The sequence below is a fragment of the Natronorubrum daqingense genome, assembly GCF_001971705.1.
In the GTDB taxonomy this organism is placed as follows: domain Archaea; phylum Halobacteriota; class Halobacteria; order Halobacteriales; family Natrialbaceae; genus Natronorubrum; species Natronorubrum daqingense.
The window spans coordinates 1,223,670-1,247,492 of sequence record NZ_CP019327.1 but is presented as its reverse complement, the minus strand read 5'-3'; the positions used below and the strand labels follow the sequence as shown (position 1 = coordinate 1,247,492).

Below are 23,823 nucleotides of genomic sequence, written 5' to 3'. Positions count from 1 at the left end.
AACGTCGTGAGCGGTGAGTAACGAACGTGAAGGATTTAAGCCCAAAAGACGGGTGAAGCGAAATCCTCGTGGTTCACTCTCTCCGACCTTCACTTACCTGCCAACCAATTCGTAACCCACAACGTGCGGGCGATCACTTATACACCGGGGCAAACGCTGGAGAGGCTTCAGTAACTCAGGTGGTGTGACGAACTTCGTCGACGTGACGACGAGGTCATCGGTATCGTAGTGCTGTTCTCAAATTGCCGAATAATACAAGGAGCGGTCTAAGCAAGATACTTATCCGATCTGAGGGCCACAATCGGTATATGAGCGAACGGGCCGAGGGTTCTGAAAAGGAGTTCTGGGAAGGGATGGACGACACTGAGGCCCTCGAGCGCTATCGTACCCTCATCGATACGATCGATTCGGGGGTCTATCGACTCGACGACGACGGCCACCTCGTCTCGGTCAACGACGCCATCGTCGATATCATCGGGTACACGCGTGAGGAACTGCTCGACGAGCATGTGTCCGTGCTCTTCGGTGACGACAGTGTGGCGATTGAACGCGAGATCGACCATCTCCGAGCGAACGCCGCCGGCCAAAGCGATGTACTCGAGCTCACCATGGAGACCGTCGAGGGGGAACAAATTCGCTGCGAAGTTCGGGTGAGCGTACTCGATTCGGGCGATACCGAGGACGGAGCACTCGGAATCGTTCGCGAAATTGGCGAACGTGAACAGACGGAAACGGAAGCCACCGAAGCGACCTTTCGTCGACTGTTCGAGAACGTGCCCGGCAACTATCTCATCGTCCAGCCCGAGGACTACGAAATCGTGGCCGTGAGTGATGCGTATCTGAACGCGACGATGACCGAGCGGGCGGAGATTATGGGGAAGACGTTGTTCGAAATCTTTCCGAACAATCCCGACGATCCGGCCGAGGGTGCCGGAAACCTGCGCGAGTCCCTCGAGAGAGTAGCGGAGACCGGGGAAGCGGACACCATGCCGGTGACACACTATCCGATTCCTGATCGCGCGTCCGACAGCAACGAGTTCGAGGAGCGCTGGTGGAATCCGATCAATTCGCCGGTGTTCGACACGACTGGCGAACTCGACTACATCGTCCACAGCGTCGAGGATATCACTCCGATCGTTCAGGAACTCCAGACAGACCGCGAGCAGGAGCTGCTACAGGATCCAGAGGCAGCGGATTCACAGCTCGCATCGGACATCGTACTGCGCGGACAGGAGTTGCTACAAGAGGCGAAACGAGAAGCGTACGAACAGCTACGCGAGAGCGAAGAACGATTTCGCGCGTTGGTCACCACCACGTCGGACGTGGTGTTCAGTACGAACGCGGACTGGAGTGAGATGCACAATTTAGAGGGGGCGGATTTCCTCGCTGACACAGACGAGCAAGGACCATCGTGGATCGAAAAATACGTTCCGTCTGAAGATCAGTCGCGGGTTCAGGACACCATCGACGAAGCCATTCGAACGAAAAGCAGTTTCGAGCTGGAACACCGAGTCGTTCGTGAAGACGGCACAGTAGCCTGGATCGTCTCGCGTGCCACACCACTCCTGGACGAGGATGGCGAACTCACTCGATGGTTGGGGGCGGCGAACGACGTCACCGAACGGGTCGAACGCGAGCGCTATCTCGAGGATACAAAAGAGCGACTGGAGGCGGCGGCCGAAGCCGGCGCTGTCGGGACGTGGGAGTGGCATATTCCCGACGATCAGATGGTCACCAGCGCTTCCTTCGCCAAGAAGTACGGGATCGATCCCGACGCGGGTACCGAGGGCGTCTCGCTCGACCAGTTCATCTCGGCCATCCACGACGACGATCGCAAGCGGGTCAAACGGAGTATCGAGGACGCCATCGAATCGGGGGAGGAGTACGAAGAAGAGTACCGCGTGTGGGACGACGACGACGAACTCCGCTGGGTCGTTGCGCGCGGTCAGATCGAATACGACGATGACGGTACGCCGGTGTCGTTCCCCGGCGCACTGGCCGATATCACCGAACGCAAGCGCTTCGAGCGGCGACTCGAGGCATCCAACGAGCGTCTCGAACAGTTCGCCTACGCAGCCTCACACGACTTACAAGAGCCCCTTCGGATGGTCACGAGCTATCTCCAGTTGATCGAGCACCGCTACGCGGACGAGCTCGACGAGGACGGTGCGGAGTTCATCGACTTCGCCGTCGACGGTGCCGACCGGATGCACGACATGATCGAAGGATTGCTCGAGTATTCGCGGGTCGAACGGCGCGGCGATCCCTTCGAGCCGATCGATCTGGACGCCGTTCTCGCGGATGTTCGCCGGGACCTCGAGATGAAAATCGAAGAAAGCGATGCCGAAATCACGGCCGAGTCGCTACCTCGTGTCGAGGGTGACCCAGGGCAGTTACGCCAGGTGTTCCAGAACTTGCTTTCGAACGCAATCAAGTACAGCGGCGACGACCCGCCACAGGTAGATGTTTCGGCCGTGCGGAACGGTTCCGAGGTAATCGTCTCGGTCACCGACGAGGGGATCGGTATTGACCCGGACGACAGAGAGCGTGTCTTCGACGTATTCCAGAGCCTGCATGCGCAGGACGAGCACTCGGGAACGGGGATCGGCCTCGCGCTCTGTAAGCGCATCGTCGAGCGCCACGGCGTTCGAGCGAGCGAAGCGAACTCGAGCTCGGCAGGCTCGCGAAGCGAGTCTGCCGGCGGCGACATCTGGATCGAGTCTGAATTGGGTGAGGGCACGACCGTCTCGTTTACGCTCCCTGCGACAGGCGATGACGAGACGTAAATTCACGCTACCGACCGGTTGAGCCGTTCCGGTCAGGATGTAGCGTCCTGCGAGAGAGACGCGCTGTATGCACCAAGACCTGTAAGAGCCATCGTGCTGTCGTCAAAGTCAACGGAACCGATTCAGCGGATGTCTCTCGCAGAGACTTCACGAACTACCGAACACTCCGCGTTCGTCGCCGCGCCGGGGTTCGTGAGCGAGACTTGACAACAGTGAACCGAACGGCGTCTACCAGATACCAGCGCGCCACTGTCACACCGATCGTCCCCTTCTCTCGATCGAGAGAGTACGTTTCGATATGTGATCGGAACAGACGCCCAGAGACACTGAAAGTCGTGACAGCCTACTCAACCGATGTCGCCGAGTTCCTCCGCTTCCCACTCGGAGACGAGTCGCTTGGCGAGTTCTCGTTGTTCGTGCGTGTGCACTAAATGCTGTTCGAGCGTGTTTTCAGGACCCATTGCTTGATCACACAGTCGACAGTAAACGGGGGACTTCGTTGCCATAGTAGAGAGACGCGAGAACGAGGAAAAAGCGTCTCGCCAAATTGAAACGGTAGCTGAGTGCTGACGCGCCAGCGCATGGCGATACCGTCGAACGGTCGACCTGCTCACTCCTCGGCCGGGTTCTTGACGATCGCGAACCAGAATTCCTCGAGCGACCGGATGAACTCGACGAACTCTTCGGGGGCGACCGGTTTACGAATGTAGCAGTCGGCCTCGAGGTCGTGGCGTTTGACGATCGCCTCGCCCATATCCGAACTCGTGAGGATGACGACGGGAATGTCGGCGAGGGAGTGGTCGGCTTTCAATTCGGCGAGAACGTCCATTCCGCTCGTTCCGGGAAGTTGTGGCTCGAGGAGGATGATATCAGGTCGCGGGGCGTCTTCGTACTCGTTTCGCTGGTGGACGAACTCGAGTGCTAGTTCACCGTTCGAGACGGAGTGAACAGTGTTGAGAAGCTTTGCGTCTTTGAAATTCTCGCTAAACAGTCGCGTGTCGCCGGGGTTTGGTTCGACGAGTAAGATGTCGACCACCCCATCCATGTTCGGTTCCCGGGAATCCATATGATGGGTTTGCCCGACGGCGATAAAACTACGTAGGTATTCAACGTGGATAGTCATTCGTGGCGACAGTTACTGTCGTGGGATTCGTCTGCGACAGGTGTTCGCGAGACGGTCAGACACGCCAGGGTCGTACCTGACTAGTATCCTAGTGGAATCGTGGTTGGGCGGCACAATGCTGGGTGTGAATTTAGACCGCTCGCTCGCGTATTGTGGGTATGAGCGACACGCGTGAAACGACGAGTCAGTCGGCGATTCCGGTTCGCACGGCTGGAGTCGCTGCTGGCCTCGGTGCCTGGATTCTCTGGTCCGGCGTGGTTCTAACTGGCATGGGCACGATTATCGTCCTCAACTTTCTCGCCGGAGCGGCAATCGCGGCGTTCGCTGCGTACACCGCAGCGTGGCCGGACGGTGGATCGCTGCCCCCAGTTGTTGCCCCAATTTTCGTCGCACTGCTGGGGCTCGTCGTCCTCGCCGCACCGTTTCTCTTCGAGGGAACCACCGACCGACTCCTCTGGAGCAACGTAATCTCCGGGTTGCTCGTGGCGCTTTTGGCCGTCGGCAGCGTCTACGGTAGCTGGCAATTGTCCCACTCGAGCGCCAGTGAGACGTAAGTGTCCGGGCACGAAGAACCTCGCTCGAATCGACGCCGGCCGAGCACCCTCCTGTCGGGGTGCATGCACATGTCAGGTCGACCATTAGGGACCCGTTCGTCGAAGGGCTGATACGGCGGAAATCGGGCTTCCTTCGGACGCCAAACGGACAGCGAACGCCCGACCGTCGATCGACCGATGACTTCCGACGACCATACCCACGACCGAACGGAGGAGCATTCTGGTGAGACGCCATCCGAGCAATCGACCAACGCAGAACGCGTCGACGACGAACCCGAACTCGACTCGAGCGACACCCAAGAGACGCCACAGCCTCGAGCAGACGGTGCAGGCGAAGACGGAGGTGGGGGACAACCCGGGACGAGCGACGCTCACGAGGGAGAACTCGACGAGGCGAGCAAAGACGAGCAACTCGAGGAGGTGAGAGAGAATCCGTCGGGAGAGGAGTTGACGACGGACCACGGCGTCAAGGTCAGTGACACGGACAACTCGCTGAAGGCGAGCGAGCGGGGCCCGACGCTGATGGAGGACTTCCACTTCCGGGAGAAGATGACCCAGTTCGACCACGAATCGATCCCGGAGCGGGTGGTTCACGCTCGCGGGACGGGTGCTCACGGGTACTTCCAGCCCTACGAGGATCCAGACCTCGGCGAGTACGACGATATCGCGGATGTGACGAAGGCGAAGGTGCTGACCAACCCCGACCAGAAGACGCCGGTCTTCGTCCGGTTTTCGACCGTCGTCGGCTCGAGAGGCTCGTCCGATACCGTCCGGGACGTTCGGGGGTTCGCGACGAAGTTCTACACCGAGGACGGTAACTGGGACCTCGTGGGGAACAACATGCCGCCCTTTTTCATCCAGGATGCGATGGAGTTCCCCGACCTGGTTCACGCCATCAAACCCGAGCCCGACAACGCGATTCCGCAGGCGTCGGCGGCCCACGACACGTTCTGGGATTTCGCCTCCTTGAAACCCGAGATCACACATATGGTCATGTGGGTGCTCTCGGGGCGGGCGCTGCCGCGAGCGTATCGGATGATGCAGGGCTTTGGCGTCCACACCTTCCGGCTGATCAACGACGACGGCGAGTCGGTGTTCGTCAAGTTCCACTGGACGCCGAAACTCGGCACTCACCAGCTCGTCTGGGACGAGACGACGAAGCTCTGGGGCAAGGACTCGGATTTCAATCGGAAGGGACTCTACGACGTCATCGAGGAGGGGTACGACCCCGAGTGGGAACTCGGCGTCCAGCTCTTCGACGAAGAGCAAGCCGAGGAGTTCGACTTCGACGTCCTCGATCCGACCAAGATCGTTCCCGAGACGGAAGTTCCGGTCCGACCGATCGGGAAATTAGTGCTCAACGAAACGCCCGATAACTTCTTCGCCGAGACCGAACAGGTCGCGTTCCACCCCGGCAACGTCGTCCCCGGGATCGACTTCTCGAACGATCCGCTCCTCCAGGGGCGGCTGTTCTCCTATCAGGACACCCAGCTCAACCGCTTCGGCAGCGCAAATTGGGACGAAATTCCGATCAATCGGCCACTCGCCGAGCGCCACAACAACCAGCGCGCCGGCTTCATGCGCCAGGAGATCAACGAGGGGAAAGCGTCCTACAAGCCGAACTCGATCGGCGACGACGATCCACAGGAGGTCCCCGAAGAAGAAGGCGGCTACGAACACTACAACGAAAAAATCGACGGGAAGAAGATCCGCAACCGCAGCGAGAGCTTCCAGGAGCACTTCGATCAGGCCCGACTGTTCTGGAACAGCATGAGCGAGCCCGAGAAACAGAACATCGTCGACGCCGCTCACTTCGAACTCGGGAAGGTTGACCGCATGGAGATCCGCGAGCGGATGGTTTACGACCTGTTCAACAACGTCGACCACGAGTTCGCGACGCGCGTCGCCGAGGGAATCGGCGTCGAGCCACCGGACTCGCCGGGCGACGAAATGCCCGACCACGACAGAGAGGATCCGTCGCTGAGTATGGAAAACCGGACGCCGGACACGATCGAGACGCGCAAGATCGCCATCCTCCTCGACGACGGATTCGAAGACGATCACGTGAGCGAACTCGAGTCCGCCCTCGAAGACGAGGGTGCACGAGTCAAGATCATCTCGAAGTACCTCGGCGAGAAGTCCGGGGCGAACGGCGAGACGGTCGAGGCCGATCAACATCACGTCGCGGCGGCTTCGGTTTCCTTCGACGCGGTTGTCATCCCTGGCGGCAGCGAGAGCGTCGACACGCTAACCCAGCAGGGCGACCCGAAACACTTCGTCGCCGAGGCGTTCAAGCACTACAAACCGATCGCCGCGCTCGGTGCGGGCACCGAGTTACTCGAGGAAGTCGAGTTGCCGGATATCGACATTGCGGGCGACGGTGATGGCACCGTCACGTCCGAGGGCGTCGTGACGAGTCGCGACGGCAACGATCTCGACGCCTTCGCCGAGGCCTTCGTCGATGCGATTGCCCAGCATCGCCACTGGGGGCGGAGTCCGGAGGAGGTCCCGGCGTAAGCTCGGCGCGCGAATACTCACCGCGTTCTGTTTCGTCTCGGTACCCTCCCATTCGGTTGGACTGGACAGCGCGCTCGAGCAGCGAGTTTGGCCCCACCGAGCGCTCACCTCGCGTGTCAGCGTATCGTCGTGGAGAAAACCAACACCGCTTCCCTGTATTCCCTGTGAGCCAAGTCCCAAGCTCGGCCAGATAAACGTATGCGGGCATTGATATTATAGCCTTTCGGTGAATTCAGCCAGAAGACGTCGATACAACGCTGAGACCCACCTAATTCGAGTCTGCTGTTGTGGGAATATACACTCACAGCGAGTTGAGAGTCACGGTAATTGGGTGGCGGGAAAGGCTACCGGAAACCCAACGCGTCTATAGGTTATCGTGGTGGGTTTCGATCATGACGACAGTCGTCGAACTCGAGATACCTGCGGATCGACTCGGAGCGGCCCAAACGTTCGATCGAGTGCCGACGTTCGAGTGTCAGATCGGCGGGATGATCGGCGATTCACCGCCCCTCGTCTGGGTGTCGGGGCCGAACCGTCGCCGCGTTCGGGACGCACTGGAGGCGGATCCGTCGCTCACGGTCATCGCGAGTTTGACGGGGAGTAACCAACACACCGAGACGAGCGACGGACTCGAGGAGCGCGAGCAGTGGCTGTTCAGACTCGAGTTCGGTGATGAACTGAAGGTATTCGAGCAAATCGTCGCAGAGAACGCGGGTGCGATTTTGACGGCCTGTGGTCAAAACGGGACGTGGTCCGTGAAACTCCTCTTTCACGACCGCGGTGCGCTGTCGGAGTGTTATGCACTGTTCGAACAGTACGAGTACGCCGTCGAGGTGACTCGACTGACCGGTATCGACGATTTCGAAAGTGCACGAACGCCGTTGACCCAAACGCAGTACGAAACGATCTGTACGGCGTACGATCTCGGCTATTTCGACATTCCACGAGAGATTACGCTCAAAGAACTGGCGAGCGAACTCGACGTCTCTCATCAGGCACTTTCCGAACGGCTCCGGCGCTGTCACGCGGCGTTAGTGAGCGCCGAGTTGACCGACGGAATGCAACCGACACCGATCGACCCCTGACCACGAGGTGCAACGAGCGCAGTTTTCGGTACCGTCACTCCGAGTTCCGCCGGTTCGAACGAACCGAAAGCGAGCAGCGACGTCAAGCGTCTACACCTCGAGTCGGACGGCTGGGTACTTTTCACTCCCGGCGGGGTAGATTATCGACCACTTGTTCGCTATCTCAAATGGGCGTGGACATTTGCCCACATATATCTCTATTTGTAGCATGTATGCCGCAGTAGATAGCTTTATTATTTGGCGAAGCGAAAGTCGAGTGTCGGCAGACGCCGACGTTGTGATTACCTACCGAGTGTTTGAACGCGCCGGTGGATCACTCGTGCTCAATTCACGACGGTCACTCGTGGCTGTGTGACCGTCACGTAACCGTTCGTGGGCCACGTCCTACCCCGTCCATTGGCCCACACTGGTAAATTAACTCGAGTCTCACCGCTGGCGTCGGTGATCAAATGGGATAGTTATTCATACTCGTCAGTGAGTGTACATTGATAATGACCCCCACAGCAGCCGAAGGACACGGGAGTGTCACACACGCCGAAGGAGACGATTCTGGGGGTGAGGACGAGACTTCTCTCGAGCCCGACGATATCTATCACATTCTCCAGACACAACGGCGTCGTGACGTGCTTCGATATCTTCGGCGAAGCGACGAACCGGTCGTGTTGAGCGATCTCGCCGAACAGGTCGCCGCCTGGGAACACGAGACGACCGTGGCGAATCTCCACTCGGATCAGCGCCAGCGCGTCTACATCTCGCTGTATCAATCGCACTTACCGAAGCTGGATGCGCGTGGAATCATCGACTACGACAAGGACCGAGGGACGATCAGGACGAACCCGCCACTCGAGCAGTTCGATCCGTATCTCACGGGACTCGAGGACTCGAGTTCGGATAATCCGTGGCCGTTTCGCTACGCGGGCACCGTCGGCTGTTGTGGAGTTGCGACCGTCGTCGTCGCCAGCGGCACGGTGTCAGTTCCGTGGAGTAGCGTTACGGCGGTCATTCTCGCGGCGTTTGCGCTCCTCACAGGCGTACACACGTACACGATGTGGCACACTGGGGAGACCGACTAAACGCACACACAATGCGAACGACGCGAACGACGACACAATGCGAACAATGCGAACGACGCGAACGACGGGTGGGTCGCCACGACACCGATCAGTCAGCGTGGGAGTGGTGAGGTGAATCCGGTTCGCGAGTAACTGTCGACTCGAGGATTTCGTGTGCATAGAATGCGACCGAGAAATCCTGTGGACTGGGGATCGAACACGCGAGCCAGCCGATCGTTATCGCCGTCACAATCGGAGAATCAAACGAGAGAGACTCGAGTCTAGCAATCCCGAGAACGGGAACGACGAGCAAGAGCGGAGAGAGTGCAGCAATCCGAAGCTTCCAGGCAGGTTCCCGACCGCTCGGATAGGGAGTGACCGATGCCCACGGGCAACTGGTGAACATCTTGATGGCACCCCGCTTTCGATCCGGGCCGTACGTGATCGTGTAGTCGATTCGGGCGAGGCGAAGCACGAGTGCGTGGAGCCACTCGTGGAGAACGAGTCCGCTCACTACTGCGAAGGCGAGCGAACAGCCAGCAACCAGCAGTTCCGTTCCGACCATTGTAGCGACGCGAAACGACGGGACGCACTCGAGGTGGGATCACTGGTGGCCGAATACATCCCGCCGTCTCACGCACGCTGATCTGATGACTGTGGACGGAAGCCACTCCTGCTTCAACTGTTGATTCATTAAGCGACGACCGAGACGCGACGGCGACGGTCTCGTCGATCCAAGTCCCAGATTACTCTCAAATGACCGGTGAACGAACTGCAGCCAGCCAAGAATTAAGTATTGTTGGGTGGTACCTAATACCATGTCATCCAGTGAACCCCTCGAGTTTGGCCACGACGACCGTAAGCGCATCTACGAGTACGTCGAACGCCACGGTGCCGTCGAACCCGATACCGTCCAGGAGGACCTCTCCATCGATCCGAGCGGATTCAGACATCACGTCGCCATCCTCAAACGCGACGGGCGACTCGAGCGCGAGGACGGAACGCTTCGGGTAACGATGGCCGCCGGTGCCGAAGAAGAGTACGTCTCCGACGACCTCGAATTCCACATCCGGCCGGCGAGACAGGAAGACCTCGCGGGAATCGTCGGCGCGATTCGGCAGGTCGCAGAGGAGAAAACCTACATCGAAGCCGAGAGCGTCGCCGACGAAATCGACCACCAGGAGACGCTGCTTCGGCACAACGAACTCGAGTCCCGGATGTTCTTCGTCGCGACCGTCGAGGACGAGGTCGTCGGCTGGGTCCACCTCTACGCGCCGGAACTCGAAAAGCTCTCACACACGGCCGAACTCACCGTCGGCGTCTTAGACGAGTACCAAGGGTACGGAATCGGCTCGCATCTGCTCGCGCGCGGACTCGAGTGGGCCGGCGCGAACGGCTACGAACGCGTCTACCAGAGCGTTCCCTCGAGCAACGAGGAGGCCATCGCGTTCCTCGAAGCCCACGACTGGGAAACCGAAGCCGTCCGCGAGGACCACTACAAACTCAACGGCCACTACGCCGACGAGGTGATGATGGCACTCGAGTTGTGAGCAAGGACGACGCAGAACCGATCCAGTCGAAGACTTCGGGGCAATTCTCGAGGCTCCCTCGAGTTCTCTCGGGGCGCGACCAGCATGGTCGCGAGAACGGACGAAACGGACTATCGAAAACGGACGCTGCTCGAATTGCTGTGTTACGCCGGACTCCCTTCGCTCTCTGCAATCTCGAATAGCTCGTCGTACCCCTCGTCCATGGGGAGTTGCGTTTTGACATCCTCGAGCGCGCCCACGCTGACCGCTTCCTCGACGACGTCGAGGACGACCTGGGCGTGAAACGCGGCGTCGGCCGGGTCGTCGTTACCGATTTCTTCGCGGTCGGCAACGCGGTCGACGAACTCGTCGAAGGCGAACTGCTCGACGTCGTCAACTTCTTCGAGGAATCGGCCGAGTTCTTCGGGAAGTTGTGCACCAAGATTCTCGGCTTCGCCGGGCTGGATTCGTTCGGAGAGCGTGGTCAACGTCGCGCGGCTGACGCTCAGTGCGGCCTCTCGAGAGTCGAGTTGGGCGCGGTGTTGAACCTCGCCGATGAAGTTGTCGTACTGCATGGGCGGACCTTCACGGGCCCGCCACGAGAGACTGAAGCCTTCAGGTGAAAGGCTCGCGCTCGACTCGATACAGGCAATCAGAACACGTCCGGCGAATCGTCACTGTGGGGTACAGGAATCGAAAGACAATTTGAAGCGACGATGCTACGGGGAGGCATGCTTTCGATTGCGCTTGCCGGAAAGCCAAACGCCGGCAAGTCAACGGTTTACACTGCGGCGACGATGGCCGAGGTGGACGTCGCGAACTACCCGTTTACGACCATCGACGCCAACCGGGGCGTCAGCTACGTTCGAACCGAGTGCCCCTGCCTCGAGCGCGAGGAACGCTGTAACGCCGACAACTGCGAGGGCGGCAAGCGTTACGTTCCGATCGAACTCCTCGACGTGGCCGGGCTCGTCCCGGGAGCCCACGAGGGGAAGGGACTCGGCAACCAGTTCCTCGACGAACTGACCAACGCAGACGTCATCGTCAACGTCATCGACGCCTCCGGCGGGACGAACGAGAAGGGCGAACCCGTCGACATCGGGGAGCACGACCCGCTCGAGGACATCGACTTCGTCGAGGAGGAGATGGACCTCTGGCTGGCGGGCATCGTCGAGGACAACTGGGAATCCGTCGAACGAAAGTCCCGCTCGCCAGATTTCGACATCGACGAGGTTCTCGCGGACATGCTCTCGGGGTTCGGCGCCTCGCCGACGCAGATCGCGAAAGTCCTGCGCGAACTCGAGTATCCCGACGATCCGATCCAGTGGGAGGACGACCACCGCGAGGAACTCGCTCGACTGGTCCGCGAACGCACCAAACCGATCGTCGTCGCCGCGAACAAGATCGACGTCGCCCCACATGAGAACGTCGAGAAATTGCTCGAGCTCGATAAACCCGTGATTCCGACCACCGCAGAAGGTGAACTCGCCCTCCGGCGAGCCGCCGACAACGACCTCGTCGACTACGATCCCGGCGACGAACGCCTCGAAATCGGCGACGGCGTCAGCGACGCCCAGCGCGAGGCCCTCGAGGGACTCGCAGAGACGATGGCCGAGTGGGACGGCACGGGCGTCCAGTCGGCGCTGAACTACGCGGTCTACGAGTTACTCGAGTATCTCACTGCGTACCCCGTCGAAGACGCCGCGAAGTGGTCCGACGGCAGCGGGAACGTCCTCCCCGACGCCTTCCTCCTCCCCGACGGCTCGACGCCCGTCGACCTTGCCTACGCCGTCCACTCCGATATCGGCGACGGTTACCTCCACGCCGTCGACGCAAAGTCGAGTCGGGAAGTGAGCGACGAGTACGAACTCGAGGAGGGAGATGTGATCAAGATCGTCAGCACGAACTGACAATATTTTAACAAACTAACTCTACGTCTTCGGTGGTTCTGTCGGTCAGTACAGGGAACTCACATGACGAATAGTCAATAACCCGGTCACTCGTCTGTGGGGGATGAGTCATCAGAAGGCTCTGTTCCGGGGAGTGGGAATTCTGCATCTCCGGGGGCCTCAGCTTCACTTTCAGGCATAGTTCGTCTGATGAGGTAGATAACGAGTCCGACCCCAGAGAGAATAATAATAATTGTAGCCCACATTACCGAGTTTTCGATTCCTCGTTGTTCTGCGTCTTTTAGCACAAGAACCGACAGTATCACGTGTATTGATACGTATAAGATTGTCAGACCAAGGAAAGCAATAGGCTCCATTAAATGACGATTTAGGTTATCCTGTAATATATTTTTCCCAATAGGTAGATGGTGAACGCGATACTCACTCCGCATCTGCAGTGATCGCGAAGGTCGAAGTTGGTCAAATGGTGTTTATCCGTTGTGTACACTGTGTGTACTCAGTATCGGTAATCAAGATCGTCAGCACGAACTGATAACAGTAGAGTCGAAGCGCGTTACTCGTTTTCGAGCGCGTCGTAGATATCTCGATTTGCGTCCCGGTCAGCCGCTGGTACCCGCCGGACGAGTTCACCCCGGATATCCCCCATCACTTCATCGAGTGGGGTCTGGGACTCTGAACTTTCCGTGGTCGCCATGGTTGTTGTATCGTCACGACTGCGGTTAATCATTCGGGTTAGACGAATCGTCGGTTAGTTCGTCCAGTCTGTACTGGATGAGATCGTCGCGCCACTGTTCGATCTCTCCCACGAGGTCGATTTCTTCAGTGTGAGAATGAAGGTATTCGATGGTTTCAGCTTCGTCGGCAGTCGTCTGGTCGGTTCCGAACTGCTTGAGGTATAGATATATCCGCTGTATTTCGATCAGTACCTAACTGTGTGAGGATCTCCTCAGTTTCGTCATCGGACACCGTCGTGAGAGTGCGGACAGGGCGTACCTTTTCGGCCGCCAGCGTCGGAGGCGTCGGTATGAACACGACCGTACTCACCACGGGCGGTACCATCGCGAGCACCGAATCGGACGGCGGCCCGAAGCCGACGCAAACGGGCGAGGAACTGCTCGAGGCCGTCCCTGAACTCGAGTCCCACACGGAGGTGACGATCGAAGACGTCGCACAGGTGCCGAGTTTCGAGATGGACGGCGAGACGCTCGAGGCAATCGGCGAGCGCGTCCGAGAACTCGACGACGATTCGGCGGTCGATATCGTCGTCATCACCCACGGGACGGACACGATGGAGGAGACGGCGTACTACGTCGACGTCACGGCACAGCCAGAGACGCCGGTGTTTCTGACGGGGGCGCAGCGACGACCCGACGAGGTGAGCCCCGACGGACCGAGTAACCTCCTGACGGCGGTTCGGGCCGGTCGTGCGTTCCTCGAGCGCGACGCCGGCGGGACGTTCGTCGCGTTCGACGAGGAGATCCACAGCGCGCGATACGTGACGAAGACGCACACCTCCGCACTCGACGCGTTCCAATCGACGGATTCGGGGCCGGTTGCGCACGTCGACCGAGACGGCGTGGCGATCCATCGACCGCCCCGATCCGAGACGGACCCGATCGATGCAACGTCGCTCGAGCGATCAGTCTACACGATCAAGAGCGGAACCGGCGTCACGGGTGAGCTACTCGAGGCCGCCCTCGAGCGCGGGGCCGAGGGTCTCGTCGTCGAAGGAACCGGACTCGGGAACGCAACGCCGGGACTCGCCGAAGGCGTCCGCGACGCGGTCGAGTCGGGGGTTCCCGTCGTCGTTACGTCGCGGTGTCTCGAGGGACGAGTCACGCCAGCATACGGGGGCGACGGCGGTGGTGAGCGCCTCCGCGAGTACGGGGCTATTTTCGGCGAGGATCGGTCGCCGCGGCAGGCGAGGCTTCGACTCGCACTCGCGCTCGAGGCCGTCGACGACCTCGAGTCGATTCGGGCGGCGTTCGAGGCGGACGCGTGACTGGGCGGCGGACGCTCAGATATACTGGCTCTCGCTTTCGTAGACCGACGGATCGTCTTTGAACGTCTCGGCGACGGTCTCGAGAGTGACGAAGCGCGCGTTCTCGTGGCTCTTGACGTACTGGATGAACTCCTCGAACAGCGGGATCATGTGTGGGAGACCGTGGATATCGGGGTGGATCGTGAACGTGTAGACACCCGCGCCGCGTCGGTTGTAGAGGTAGTCGAACTGGCGTTTGTAGTACTGCTCGTACATCATCTCCGGGTCCTTGTACCCCGCGTGGTAGATGGGCTGTTTGATGAATAACATCGGCGGGATGTCGTCACGGTACCAGCTGATCGGAATCTCGACGATGTCGGTCTCCTCGCCGTACTGGTAGGGCTCCATCCACGTCTGTGGGTCCTTGTCGTAGTCGATTTTCTCCCAGCTGTCGCCCTTTCGCATCCAGCCGGGTTCGAACATCCGTTCCATCAGGCTGCTGTCGTAGAGAAAGCCGTGTTTCTCGACGAGATCCGGCGTGTTCTCGCTGAACTCCCACCAGCTCGCGCGGTGGCCGACCGGCTCCGAGCCCGTCACGTCCTCGATGAGGTCGATCGAGACCTCGAGAATCTCGTCTTCTTGTTCTCGCTCGAGGTCGGTCGGGTTCTCGTGGGAGTAGCCGTGGACCCCGAGTTCGTGACCGTCCGCCGCGACGGCTTCGATTTCGTCCCGAAAGGTATCGATGGTGTGCCCAGGGACGTACCACGACGTCTCGATATCTTGCTCGTCGAACAGGGCGAGCATCCGCGGGATGCCTTCGTTTCCGGCCGCGAGGCCTCGAGAGAGGTCCGCGGGGGAGTCTTCTCCGCCGTAGGATCCGAGCCAGCCGGCGACGCAGTCCGCGTCGACGCCGATTGCAACGTCAACTGTACCCATGGTTCAGCAAACGATTCCACAACCCGCGGTAAAGAGGTTCGTTACGGCCGTTCGTGACCGTAACGCGAGTTGATTGATACCTTCGAGAACGCGGGCTCGAGCAACTCAATTGAGCGCTCAATGATTGATATAAACGGTTTGTTGGATACAGAAGATGAGCACAATCCAGCGACCCTATTTTGTTTCATGCTAAAGCCGATGAACCACCTGCTCACTACACGTACGAACTAAACATGAGAGAGAAAATATATGGGAGCTGATTGGTAAAAGATAAAACATGGTCGGATTAGATCGGTGGCAATACCCGTGGATTATTATGGGAGTTGTCGTTTTGGGACTGTCTGGTATCGGAGGGTACCTTGGATACCCCATAGCGACCATCTTCGCTTTTGTCGTTGGTGTTGGCTTCCTCAGTATTGTTATCAACCCAAGAGCGTACCCAATCGTAATTACAGGGATTGGTATCCTTTCGGTGGCCCTTTCCGGGTTGCTACTTGTGTGGGAGTGGAGTCTCCTCACCGTGGTGATTCTTGCTCTCGTCGGAATTGGGGCAGTTGTTCGGGGAGTACATACCTATCTGAATATGGAACCTGAGCAATAGTTGACCTGTACTGGCCACCCAACTCCCTTCCCACATCAAGCGAAAACTCGTATGCAACTTCGCTCTGCATTCATCAAAACTACGAATAAGTTGTCTCCATATGAACATTTCAGCAGAGCAGTTCGAGCAAAAACTGACTAACCAGTCAGTTTAATAGCCGTGGTTCCCAAGCCTCTAGTGACCGATGGAAAACCAGGCACCGACGTTGATGGAAGACATCGATCGGGCACGCGAAACGCACAGAGCCCACCTGTGGGGTGCGATCATTTCGGCAGTCGTCTCGCTGTTCTTGCTCCCAATCGTTGGAATCGTCGCCGCCTACAGCGGCGTCAAACTCTCGAATGCAATGGATCGATCGTGGTTCGGATACCTCTTCGCCGGATTAGGGCTCGCCAGCGTGACGCTCTGGGTGGTCGGATTGGTCCTCTGGCAACTCGGCTACTTCACGGTCTGAGAGTCCGCAATTCCCGGCATACACACGCGTTTCTGCGTTCGCAGTTTCGTTGATCACGTCATTGTCCCAGTGAGGGTTCCGACTCGAGTCAGAGGAGTCCAGCCAGCGGCTCGAACCAGACGGCGAAGACGAGTACGGCCAGGAAGACGTACGAGCCCCGAATGAGCAACATCGTCGCGATGTCGGGCGACGCTCGTCGGGCGAAGACGGCGACCGCTGCGAAGGCGAGCGCGGCGAGCATCGCCGACGGCGGGAACACTCGAGCGGCGGCGAATCCGACGACGAGGAGCAACGCCGAAATCAGCAGGCTGTAGGCGACGCCGTCCGCGCGCTGTCGACCGAGAGCGACGGCGACGGTTCGTTTCCGGATCGACCGATCGTACTCGTAGTCCTGTGCGTCGTCGATCACCTTGATCCCCGAGAGCAAGACGAGGAAGACGAGCGCGAAGCCAACGGGGACGAGGGCGAGCGTCCCGGCTTGCACGTAGAAACCCCCCAGCAACGAGAGCGCGATCCCGAGCGGGTAGCCGGTCGTCGCCGACAGCGGGTTCGTGTCGAGTTGTGGCGCGTGGAAGTACGCGATGATCCACGTCGGTACCGTGAGCGCCACGGCGATCCAATCGACGAACGCGAAGAGCGCCAGACAACACGCTGCGAACGTGCTCGTCGAGAGAACGAGGCCGATCCGACAACCGCGTTCGGTCAGCGGGTGATCGTCGTCTTCGCCGCGAACGTGAAAGTCCACGTAGCCGTCCTTGACGTGGGCGGTGTACACCGCGGCGAAGATGGCACCGAGGTGAGTCGCGGCGAGTCCGACCTCGAGCGTGCCCGCGAGAATAACGCCGAAGAGCGACGCTGCGAGCGGTGGGAGCATAAACACGGGATGGACCTGCGACCAGTAGGCCCGAACGATCGCAACGGTGCCGGTCCCGTCTCTCACGACGGCCATGCCTCGAGTGACACCGAACTGGCGTATAATACCCAGCCCCGGCTGGGAGGGGACAGCCGAACAACCAGCGTCGGACGCCGAAACACACAGGTTGATGTACCGTCCCGTGCCACGCACAGCCATGACAGACGACTACACCGGCGCTGATCTCTTCGCTGACGCACTCGAGGCGTACGACGTCGACTACGTCTTCGGAAACCCGGGGACGACGGAGCTACCGATCGTCGAATCGATCGGCAAAAGCGATCTCGAGTACATCCTCGGGCTCCACGAGGACATCGCCGTGGGGATGGCTTCGGGCTACGCACAGACGCGGCGCTATCACTCACACCACGACGACTCGGTGCGACCGGTCGGCGTCGCGAACCTTCACATCGCTCCCGGGCTCGCACACGGACTCGGGAACGTGTACGCGGCCAAAGTCGCCGGCGCGCCGCTTGTCGTCACGGCGGGCAACCACAGCACCGATTTCCGCCACGAAGAGCCCATCCTTTCGGGTCAGTTAGCCGAGATGGCAGAGCAGTTCTGTAAGTGGTCCGACGAGGTCCTCGACGTCGACGCGCTGCCGACGATGCTCCGACGGGCCTTTCGCGTCGCGATGACGCCCCCGACGGGTCCCGTCTTCCTCGGGCTTCCCCTCGACGTCATGCTGGCCGAAACGGACGACGAGCCCGAACGCCTCGGCGCGATTCCGAACGCCGGAAGCGGCGATCCGGCCCAACTCGAGCGAACGGCCGATCACCTGGCCGAGGCCGACGAGCCGGTGATGGTCGTCGGAGACCACGTCGCTCGCTCCGGTGGCGACGCCGTCGCCGCGGCCGTCGAACTCGCGGAGGCGACCGGGGCGCGCGTCCACGGAGAAATCCTCTCCGCGGAGGTCGACTTTCCGACGGATCACGACCAGTGGGTCTCCTACATCCCGCCGAGTGAAGGGCTCGCGTCGATGCTGATGGACACCGACACGCTCGTCTTCGTCGGCTGTTCGACCAACACGACGCTGACCCGCCACGAGGGAGCCCTCGTCGACAGCGAGACGACGTGCATCCACATCAGCGACGACGACTGGCAGGTCGGGAAGAACCAACCCGCCGACGCGGCCGTCATCGGCGACCCCGGCCTCGTCCTGCAGGAACTCATCGAGCGCGTTCAGGGACGGATTTCGCCGGAGACCGTCGAGGGCCGGCTCGAGGACGTCGCCGCGATCAAAGAGATGGTCGACGCGAAGATGGCTGGTATGGGCGAGGGAGACGCCGAAGACGATCCGCGGGCCTCGAAGGCCGAACTCGTCGATACGATGGAGCAGGTGGCGGGCGACTGCGCCATCGTCGACGAGGGAATCACCTCGAAGTACGCCATGTTGACGCGCTGGGACCTCGCGCCGGAGCAGTACATCTCCAACAAGGGTGGCGGACTCGGCTACGGGCTTCCAGCCGCCGTCGGTGCGGCCATCGCGGAAGGCCAGCGAGACGAACCGCGGGACGTGGTCGGCTTCATCGGGGACGGTTCCTACCAGTACTATCCTCACTCGATCTACAGCGCGGCCCGCCACGACGTCGACCTCACGGTCGTCATCTCCGACAATCGCAACTACCGTATCCTCAAGAACAACACGCTCGACTTGCTCGGGGGCGAGGAAGGGGACTACGAGTTCGTCGGAATGGACTTCGACCCGCCGGTCGACCTCGTGAAGAACGCCGAGAGCCACGGCGCACGGGCTGAACTCGTCGAAACGCCCGACGAAATTGCGGGGGCGCTCGAGAACGCGCTGGCGAACGAGGGCGTCGACGTCCTCGACGTGTTAGTCCACGACTGACTCGAGCGTCTCAGTTCAGTACTGTTCCTGAACCGTGTCGATTTTACACTGCACGCAGAGATCGTCGGCAAAGCAGGAGATGCTGTCGTAGGGACACTCGCGTTCCTCGACGTGGACGGAAAGTCGGCGTTTCTCTCGATTCCAGACGCGTTCCCACTCGTCGATGTCGGCGTCGGCGGAGGTGAAGACGACCGCTCCCTCACGGTCGACGATTTTCGCGACAGTGACGCGTCGCTCGTGGGTCTTTACGAGTTCGATGGCCCCTTCGTACGACGAACATCGGTGAGTCTCCGTCCCCCGTTCGTCGTCTAACAGCCGGACGGTGATCGACCCGTCGTACTCCTCCGTCGGGTCTAATCCGTGGGTCATACCCGTTATTGCTCGGAGGACCGTGAAAAAGGGAGTGGCAGATTCGCCGCAGTATCGAACGGCGACCCAGCCAACCCATCACGAACCCGAGGTATTTTGATCTGACACGACCAACGGATTCTCACCTGTGCAATCGATACTGCTGGGTGCCCGCTCACTCGAGTCGGTGCAATCGACGTCGCGTTCGGCGGTGGATCAGCGATGAGTCTCGTCAACCTCCGAACTGGCCTCTGGATTCGAATGGGTGTCGCCAGTCTCCTCGGTCTCGTCGGCGTGCTCGTCCTTTTCGTCGTCGAGATCGTTCTCGCGTCGCTCATCTCGTTCGCCTTCGTGGAAGGCGTCCCGGAAATGGCTGGAATGGTGCTCGTGCTCGTCCTCGTCGCTTCCGGCTTCCTCCTCGGGTGGTGGCTCACCGCGACCGTTCTCGCCAGACTCGTTTCCCCCGGCGCGCTCTCCGAGCGACTCGCTCACGACGGCGTCTCGGACGCCGCCGCCGGACTCGGTGGCCTCTTCTGGAATCCGACGCAGGTTGTTCCGCCGAAGTACCTCGGACTCGCCGGCGGCGGTGCCCTCTCGTTCATCTTGCTCTACACCCTGATCGTCGACGTTCTCGAGATTTCGGCCGCCTACATCGGCGTCGTCGTTGGCCTCGGGTTCGTCGGCTGGCAGACCTACCGACTCGTCGAAACGGAACTCCGCCAAGACGGTGCCGTTCGATCCGATCTCGAGGAAGCCTACGGCGTCATCGAGGACGACGAGCGCGAACCCGAACTGCGGGCTCGCGTTCGACGGTTGGCGCGACAGGCCGACGTTCCCACGCCGGAGGTTCGCGTCGGGACTACCCGAACGCCACAGGCTGCAACCGTCGGCTATCGAGCGGAGCAATCCGTGATCGTCGTGTCCCGTGGCTTGCTCGAGACCCTCGATGACCACGAATTGGACGCCGTACTAGCCCACGAACTCGCACACCTCAGCAATCGCGATGCGGCGGTTCTGACGGGTCTCCTATTTCCAGCGACGAAGGCGTCCATGGTCCTCACGCGGTTCAATCACCCCATCATCCTCGTCGTCGTCGCCCCGGTCTACGTCTCGAGTCGCGTCTCGGTCGCCATCGTCGCCCGCTACCGCGAGTACGTCGCCGACGCCGCGGCGGCGAGCGTCACCGGGAATCCGGCCGCGCTGGCGAGCGCCCTTGAGAAACTCGACGGCGATCGCTCGAGGCGGCCAGACACGGACATGCGCGCGGAACGCTCGACGGCCGCATTCGGCATCGTCCCGCCGCCGTGGCAGGAAAAGCGCTATTTCGACGGGGCGGCCCGGTTCGTCGTCCGCGGCGTCCTCGGAACCCACCCGTCGACGGACTCGCGAATCGAGCGACTTCGGAACGCGGCCGATGCAACCGAGTCGCGAACAGTTACCGCCGAGCAGCAATAGATCTCAAACGCTACGGATCTCGAGACCGTCTCGTCGAACGTGACCGACGACACGACACCGCAACGGGTACCCGACCCCGACGAACCACTCGAGGCGAACCTCGAGTACCTCCACCGACACCTCGCAGCTACCGCCGAGTTGCCGGTCGATCGGGACGCCTCCCGCTGGCTCGGGGAAGCCGACGCAATCGCTCGAGACGTCGCAACGACCGATCTCGAACGCTCCGTCGTCGACGAACGCGTTGGGAAGATCGAGACACTGCTCGCGGAAGTCGACGAGACCGGCCACGAGGAGGCAGACGAACACCTCGAGGCGGCACGCCAAATCTGTGTGACAGTTCAGAACAGCGATTTCGACGCCTGAGATAACCGTCCGTTCGTGAGGTGATCGTTCAGTCGCGGCGCTCGGTTCAGCTATCGTGAACGCTGAAGTTTATGGGAGTGGCTGACGCGGTAGGTGATGATGGCACACACTCGAGCGATTCGAGAGACGCGGAGGGCAGACCGGTGAACGCCGAACTAGACCTGCTGGTGCGACTGAACGACTACGAACGCCCGCAAGGGGTGGCCGAACGCGCCGTTCAGGCAGAGGAACTCGGCTTCGATCGGATCACCGTTGGCGAGACGACGGGCTGGAACATCGTCCCGGTACTGACGCTCGCGGCCGACCGCACCGACGAGTTGGGGATCACGAACGACGTCATCTCACCGTATGGACGGTCGCCGGCGATGCTCGCACAGACTGCACTCGCCTTGCACGAGGCCTCCGACGGCAGATTCCGGCTCGGCCTCGGTCCGAGTTCGCCCGCGATCACCGAACGGTGGCACGGTCTCGAGTTCGATCGACCGCTGCGACGGACACGCGAGACCATCGAGGTCATCCGCGCCGTCTACGAGAACGGCTCGCCGGCGTACGAGGGCGAAATTTTCGACATCGCCGGACTCAACTACGAGCGCGAGATTCCCGAGAACCCGCCTGAAATCGACCTCGGAACCCTCGGCCCGAAGGCGACCGAGATGGCCGGCCGCTTCGGCGACGGCTGGGCACCACAACTGTTCACCGAAGACGGCCTCGAGACGAGACTCGAGGACCTCGAACGGGGGGCCGAACTCGGCGACAAGACGCTCGAGGACCTGCGCGTCGCCCCGATCGTTCGCGGCGTCGCGAGCGAAGACCGCGAGGTCGCCCGCGAGAAGGCGCGGGGAACGATCGCGTTCATGCTCGGCGCGTACGGTCCCTACTACGGCAACTCGGTCGCAAAGCAGGGCTACTCGGACATCGTCGAGGAGATCCGAGCGGCCTGGCAGGATCGCGACACGGACGCCATGGCCGCGGCGTTGCCCGATGATCTGCTCGACGAACTGGCCCCCGCGGGAACGCCCGAGGAGGTTCGCGAGTGGGTCGAATCCTACGCGGAGATCGACGGCGTCGACGCCGTCCGTCTCGGGTTCGTCAACGAGTTGAGCGACGAGGAAAAGGAGACGACGATGGAAGCGGTTGCAGACCTCGTGTAGGCCGGCGCGACCGCGATTTGACTCGAATCCGTTTGTCCGATCCCGACGGTCCACAGCGACCGCGGCTCAGCCCTCGCCTTCGGACTGATAGGGCTCGCCCACGGCGTGGCGCGGCAGGAGGTTGAACACCTCGTTCTCGAGGTCGTCCATCGACTCGAAGTGGTCGCCGCTGGACTCGGCGACAATCTCGCCGAGGTTCTCCTCACCTTCGGAAAGTACCAGCGTCACGTCTTCGCACCCGTCGATAGCCTCCTCCCGTGAGATCGGATACTCGAGGTCCTCGAGGACCGTCTCGACGCGATTAAGTTTGACAGACTCTCCCATGGGAGATCTGAGGCTCGCAATCGGCATAGCGGTGTGGATGCGTCGGCCCTTCGCGACAGTGTGGGAGCCCGGTCAATCTCGGGGAGTGGCACTTGAAACGCTGGCAGGGGCTTCGTCAACGATGGACAGTAATAGCGTTGATCACCCGCACATTCGAAAAAGTTCTACAGACGCCTCCTTATCGATCGATTCTGAACTAGGATTCCCGAGTAACAGTGCCTGTCTGGCGGTCTTTCTATTCTGGTGTGAACAAATCTTCTACCGTACAGTCGAAATATGCCGCAAGCTCGAACGCAAGCTCGAGCGAGGGGTCGTACCGCTCCGTTTCGATGGCGTTGATCGTTTGACGGGTAACACCCACCTCTTTGGCAAGTTCTTCCTGCGTAATGTCTTGCGTTGCTCGGTAGACCTTCAGTTCATTTTTCATGCTCTCTCGATATATCTGTAGTATACAAAATACGCCCCGTAGAAGAAAAGTCCGGCAAAGATATATGCCGTACTCGCACCTTCGGGTGGGACGACAGTAAGTTGCCCATCAGCTAGTATTACGAACAAGAGCATCCAGAACGAATTAACGCCGACTTTTCCGTGCAGCTTTGCGGTTCGTTCGTCGCCGAGGGCCTTCTGGCTTCGACCCGCAGATACCGCTCTGTATCCAAAGAACACGAGTATGCTAACTGGAACGAACACGCCCAGATAGCTTACTGGCGGAAGTGACGAAAGCCCGACAACGACGGCACCACCAACGATGAGTAGCCCAGCACCCGCGAGCATGAGATACCCGTTCCGTTTTTGCTGTTCGATATTTGTGGGGAGTTCACTCATAGTATCCCCCGTTTCGCTTCTCTTCGAGAATCGTCTGGGTGCTTTCGTAACCGATTCACTATGTCGG

The 23,823-nt window shown here is 60.3% G+C and carries 26 protein-coding genes; 14 read left to right on the top strand and 12 right to left on the bottom strand.

Annotated elements, in window-relative coordinates; translation table 11 throughout:
- The first annotated feature begins 308 nt into the window (after window positions 1-308).
- A complete protein-coding gene (locus tag BB347_RS06115) occupies window positions 309-2,786 on the top strand; it encodes a PAS domain-containing sensor histidine kinase (protein ID WP_170872009.1) in 2,478 nt (825 codons plus the stop codon).
- 347 nt (window positions 2,787-3,133) lie between these two features.
- On the opposite strand, the gene BB347_RS19245 is transcribed toward BB347_RS06115, so the two are convergent.
- Together BB347_RS19245 and BB347_RS06110 are read right to left on the bottom strand one after the other, a co-directional pair.
- Complete coding sequence (locus BB347_RS19245) at window positions 3,134-3,292, bottom strand: hypothetical protein (protein WP_168170932.1); 159 nt, start codon at window positions 3,290-3,292, stop codon at window positions 3,134-3,136.
- Window positions 3,293-3,396: 104 nt separating this feature from the next.
- On the bottom strand, window positions 3,397-3,852 hold the full coding sequence (locus BB347_RS06110; RefSeq protein WP_076582018.1) for a response regulator: 456 nt from the start codon (window positions 3,850-3,852) through the stop codon (window positions 3,397-3,399).
- Window positions 3,853-4,067: 215 nt separating this feature from the next.
- Here BB347_RS06110 and BB347_RS06105 point away from each other — a divergent pair, with 215 nt between their 5' ends.
- From BB347_RS06105 to BB347_RS06090, 4 genes are all read left to right on the top strand, one after another.
- The gene (locus BB347_RS06105; RefSeq protein ID WP_076582017.1) at window positions 4,068-4,463 is read left to right on the top strand and encodes an SPW repeat protein; all 396 of its coding nucleotides are present in this window, start codon (window positions 4,068-4,070) and stop codon (window positions 4,461-4,463) included.
- Between the two features lie 177 nt (window positions 4,464-4,640).
- A complete protein-coding gene (locus BB347_RS06100) occupies window positions 4,641-6,980 on the top strand; it encodes a catalase (protein ID WP_076582015.1) in 2,340 nt (779 codons plus the stop codon).
- A gap of 392 nt (window positions 6,981-7,372) precedes the next feature.
- A complete protein-coding gene (locus BB347_RS06095; RefSeq protein WP_076582014.1) occupies window positions 7,373-8,065 on the top strand; it encodes a helix-turn-helix domain-containing protein in 693 nt (230 codons plus the stop codon).
- A 491-nt stretch (window positions 8,066-8,556) separates the two neighbouring features.
- A complete protein-coding gene (locus BB347_RS06090) occupies window positions 8,557-9,138 on the top strand; it encodes a DUF7344 domain-containing protein (RefSeq protein ID WP_076582012.1) in 582 nt (193 codons plus the stop codon).
- A gap of 88 nt (window positions 9,139-9,226) precedes the next feature.
- Here the strand turns inward: BB347_RS06090 and BB347_RS06085 are convergent, their stop codons facing one another.
- Entirely contained in the window at window positions 9,227-9,682 is a 456-nt protein-coding gene (locus BB347_RS06085) for a hypothetical protein (protein WP_076582011.1), read from the bottom strand.
- Between the two features lie 253 nt (window positions 9,683-9,935).
- Between BB347_RS06085 and BB347_RS06080 the strand changes: the two genes are divergently transcribed.
- Complete coding sequence (locus BB347_RS06080) at window positions 9,936-10,667, top strand: GNAT family N-acetyltransferase (protein ID WP_076582009.1); 732 nt, start codon at window positions 9,936-9,938, stop codon at window positions 10,665-10,667.
- Window positions 10,668-10,810: 143 nt separating this feature from the next.
- Here the strand turns inward: BB347_RS06080 and BB347_RS06075 are convergent, their stop codons facing one another.
- Window positions 10,811-11,221, bottom strand: a complete 411-nt coding sequence (locus tag BB347_RS06075) for a DUF2267 domain-containing protein (RefSeq protein ID WP_076582008.1) — start codon at window positions 11,219-11,221, stop codon at window positions 10,811-10,813.
- A 156-nt stretch (window positions 11,222-11,377) separates the two neighbouring features.
- Here BB347_RS06075 and BB347_RS06070 point away from each other — a divergent pair, with 156 nt between their 5' ends.
- Window positions 11,378-12,556, top strand: coding sequence for a redox-regulated ATPase YchF (locus BB347_RS06070; RefSeq protein ID WP_076582006.1), 1,179 nt, complete (start codon window positions 11,378-11,380; stop codon window positions 12,554-12,556).
- A gap of 86 nt (window positions 12,557-12,642) precedes the next feature.
- Here BB347_RS06070 and BB347_RS18930 read toward each other — a convergent pair whose 3' ends face one another.
- Both BB347_RS18930 and BB347_RS19240 read right to left on the bottom strand, forming a co-directional pair.
- Entirely contained in the window at window positions 12,643-12,912 is a 270-nt protein-coding gene (locus tag BB347_RS18930; RefSeq protein ID WP_139327021.1) for a hypothetical protein, read from the bottom strand.
- A gap of 197 nt (window positions 12,913-13,109) precedes the next feature.
- The gene (locus tag BB347_RS19240) at window positions 13,110-13,250 is read right to left on the bottom strand and encodes a hypothetical protein (protein WP_168170931.1); all 141 of its coding nucleotides are present in this window, start codon (window positions 13,248-13,250) and stop codon (window positions 13,110-13,112) included.
- 330 nt (window positions 13,251-13,580) lie between these two features.
- On the opposite strand from BB347_RS19240, the gene BB347_RS06060 reads away from it, so the two are divergent.
- The gene (locus BB347_RS06060; RefSeq protein ID WP_076582005.1) at window positions 13,581-14,558 is read left to right on the top strand and encodes an asparaginase; all 978 of its coding nucleotides are present in this window, start codon (window positions 13,581-13,583) and stop codon (window positions 14,556-14,558) included.
- 15 nt (window positions 14,559-14,573) lie between these two features.
- On the opposite strand, the gene BB347_RS06055 is transcribed toward BB347_RS06060, so the two are convergent.
- Entirely contained in the window at window positions 14,574-15,473 is a 900-nt protein-coding gene (locus tag BB347_RS06055; protein ID WP_076582003.1) for a polysaccharide deacetylase family protein, read from the bottom strand.
- 277 nt (window positions 15,474-15,750) lie between these two features.
- Between BB347_RS06055 and BB347_RS06050 the strand changes: the two genes are divergently transcribed.
- Both BB347_RS06050 and BB347_RS06045 read left to right on the top strand, forming a co-directional pair.
- On the top strand, window positions 15,751-16,074 hold the full coding sequence (locus tag BB347_RS06050; protein WP_139327020.1) for a hypothetical protein: 324 nt from the start codon (window positions 15,751-15,753) through the stop codon (window positions 16,072-16,074).
- 184 nt (window positions 16,075-16,258) lie between these two features.
- Entirely contained in the window at window positions 16,259-16,528 is a 270-nt protein-coding gene (locus BB347_RS06045) for a hypothetical protein (RefSeq protein ID WP_076582000.1), read from the top strand.
- 88 nt (window positions 16,529-16,616) lie between these two features.
- On the opposite strand, the gene BB347_RS06040 is transcribed toward BB347_RS06045, so the two are convergent.
- Window positions 16,617-17,477: a UbiA family prenyltransferase gene (locus tag BB347_RS06040; RefSeq protein WP_076581999.1), complete on the bottom strand. Its 861-nt coding sequence runs from the start codon at window positions 17,475-17,477 to the stop codon at window positions 16,617-16,619.
- A 121-nt stretch (window positions 17,478-17,598) separates the two neighbouring features.
- On the opposite strand from BB347_RS06040, the gene BB347_RS06035 reads away from it, so the two are divergent.
- Window positions 17,599-19,290 carry a thiamine pyrophosphate-binding protein gene (locus BB347_RS06035; RefSeq protein WP_076581997.1) on the top strand — a complete coding sequence of 564 codons (1,692 nt, stop codon included), beginning with the start codon at window positions 17,599-17,601 and terminating at the stop codon, window positions 19,288-19,290.
- Window positions 19,291-19,305: 15 nt separating this feature from the next.
- Here BB347_RS06035 and BB347_RS06030 read toward each other — a convergent pair whose 3' ends face one another.
- Window positions 19,306-19,659 carry a hypothetical protein gene (locus tag BB347_RS06030; RefSeq protein ID WP_076581995.1) on the bottom strand — a complete coding sequence of 118 codons (354 nt, stop codon included), beginning with the start codon at window positions 19,657-19,659 and terminating at the stop codon, window positions 19,306-19,308.
- Between the two features lie 201 nt (window positions 19,660-19,860).
- On the opposite strand from BB347_RS06030, the gene BB347_RS06025 reads away from it, so the two are divergent.
- The 3 genes from BB347_RS06025 (at window position 19,861) to BB347_RS06015 (ending at window position 22,607) form a co-directional block, all read left to right on the top strand.
- Window positions 19,861-21,093: a M48 family metallopeptidase gene (locus tag BB347_RS06025; RefSeq protein ID WP_076581993.1), complete on the top strand. Its 1,233-nt coding sequence runs from the start codon at window positions 19,861-19,863 to the stop codon at window positions 21,091-21,093.
- 39 nt (window positions 21,094-21,132) lie between these two features.
- A complete protein-coding gene (locus tag BB347_RS06020; protein ID WP_076581992.1) occupies window positions 21,133-21,456 on the top strand; it encodes a hypothetical protein in 324 nt (107 codons plus the stop codon).
- Window positions 21,457-21,599: 143 nt separating this feature from the next.
- Complete coding sequence (locus BB347_RS06015; protein WP_076581990.1) at window positions 21,600-22,607, top strand: TIGR04024 family LLM class F420-dependent oxidoreductase; 1,008 nt, start codon at window positions 21,600-21,602, stop codon at window positions 22,605-22,607.
- Between the two features lie 66 nt (window positions 22,608-22,673).
- On the opposite strand, the gene BB347_RS06010 is transcribed toward BB347_RS06015, so the two are convergent.
- The 3 genes from BB347_RS06010 to BB347_RS06000 form a co-directional block, all read right to left on the bottom strand.
- On the bottom strand, window positions 22,674-22,931 hold the full coding sequence (locus tag BB347_RS06010) for a DUF5789 family protein (protein WP_076581989.1): 258 nt from the start codon (window positions 22,929-22,931) through the stop codon (window positions 22,674-22,676).
- Between the two features lie 235 nt (window positions 22,932-23,166).
- Window positions 23,167-23,358: a helix-turn-helix transcriptional regulator gene (locus BB347_RS06005; protein ID WP_076581987.1), complete on the bottom strand. Its 192-nt coding sequence runs from the start codon at window positions 23,356-23,358 to the stop codon at window positions 23,167-23,169.
- On the bottom strand, window positions 23,355-23,756 hold the full coding sequence (locus BB347_RS06000; protein ID WP_076581986.1) for a hypothetical protein: 402 nt from the start codon (window positions 23,754-23,756) through the stop codon (window positions 23,355-23,357). The genes BB347_RS06005 and BB347_RS06000 overlap by 4 nt, the downstream gene beginning before the upstream one ends.
- Between the last annotated feature and the right edge of the window lie 67 nt (window positions 23,757-23,823).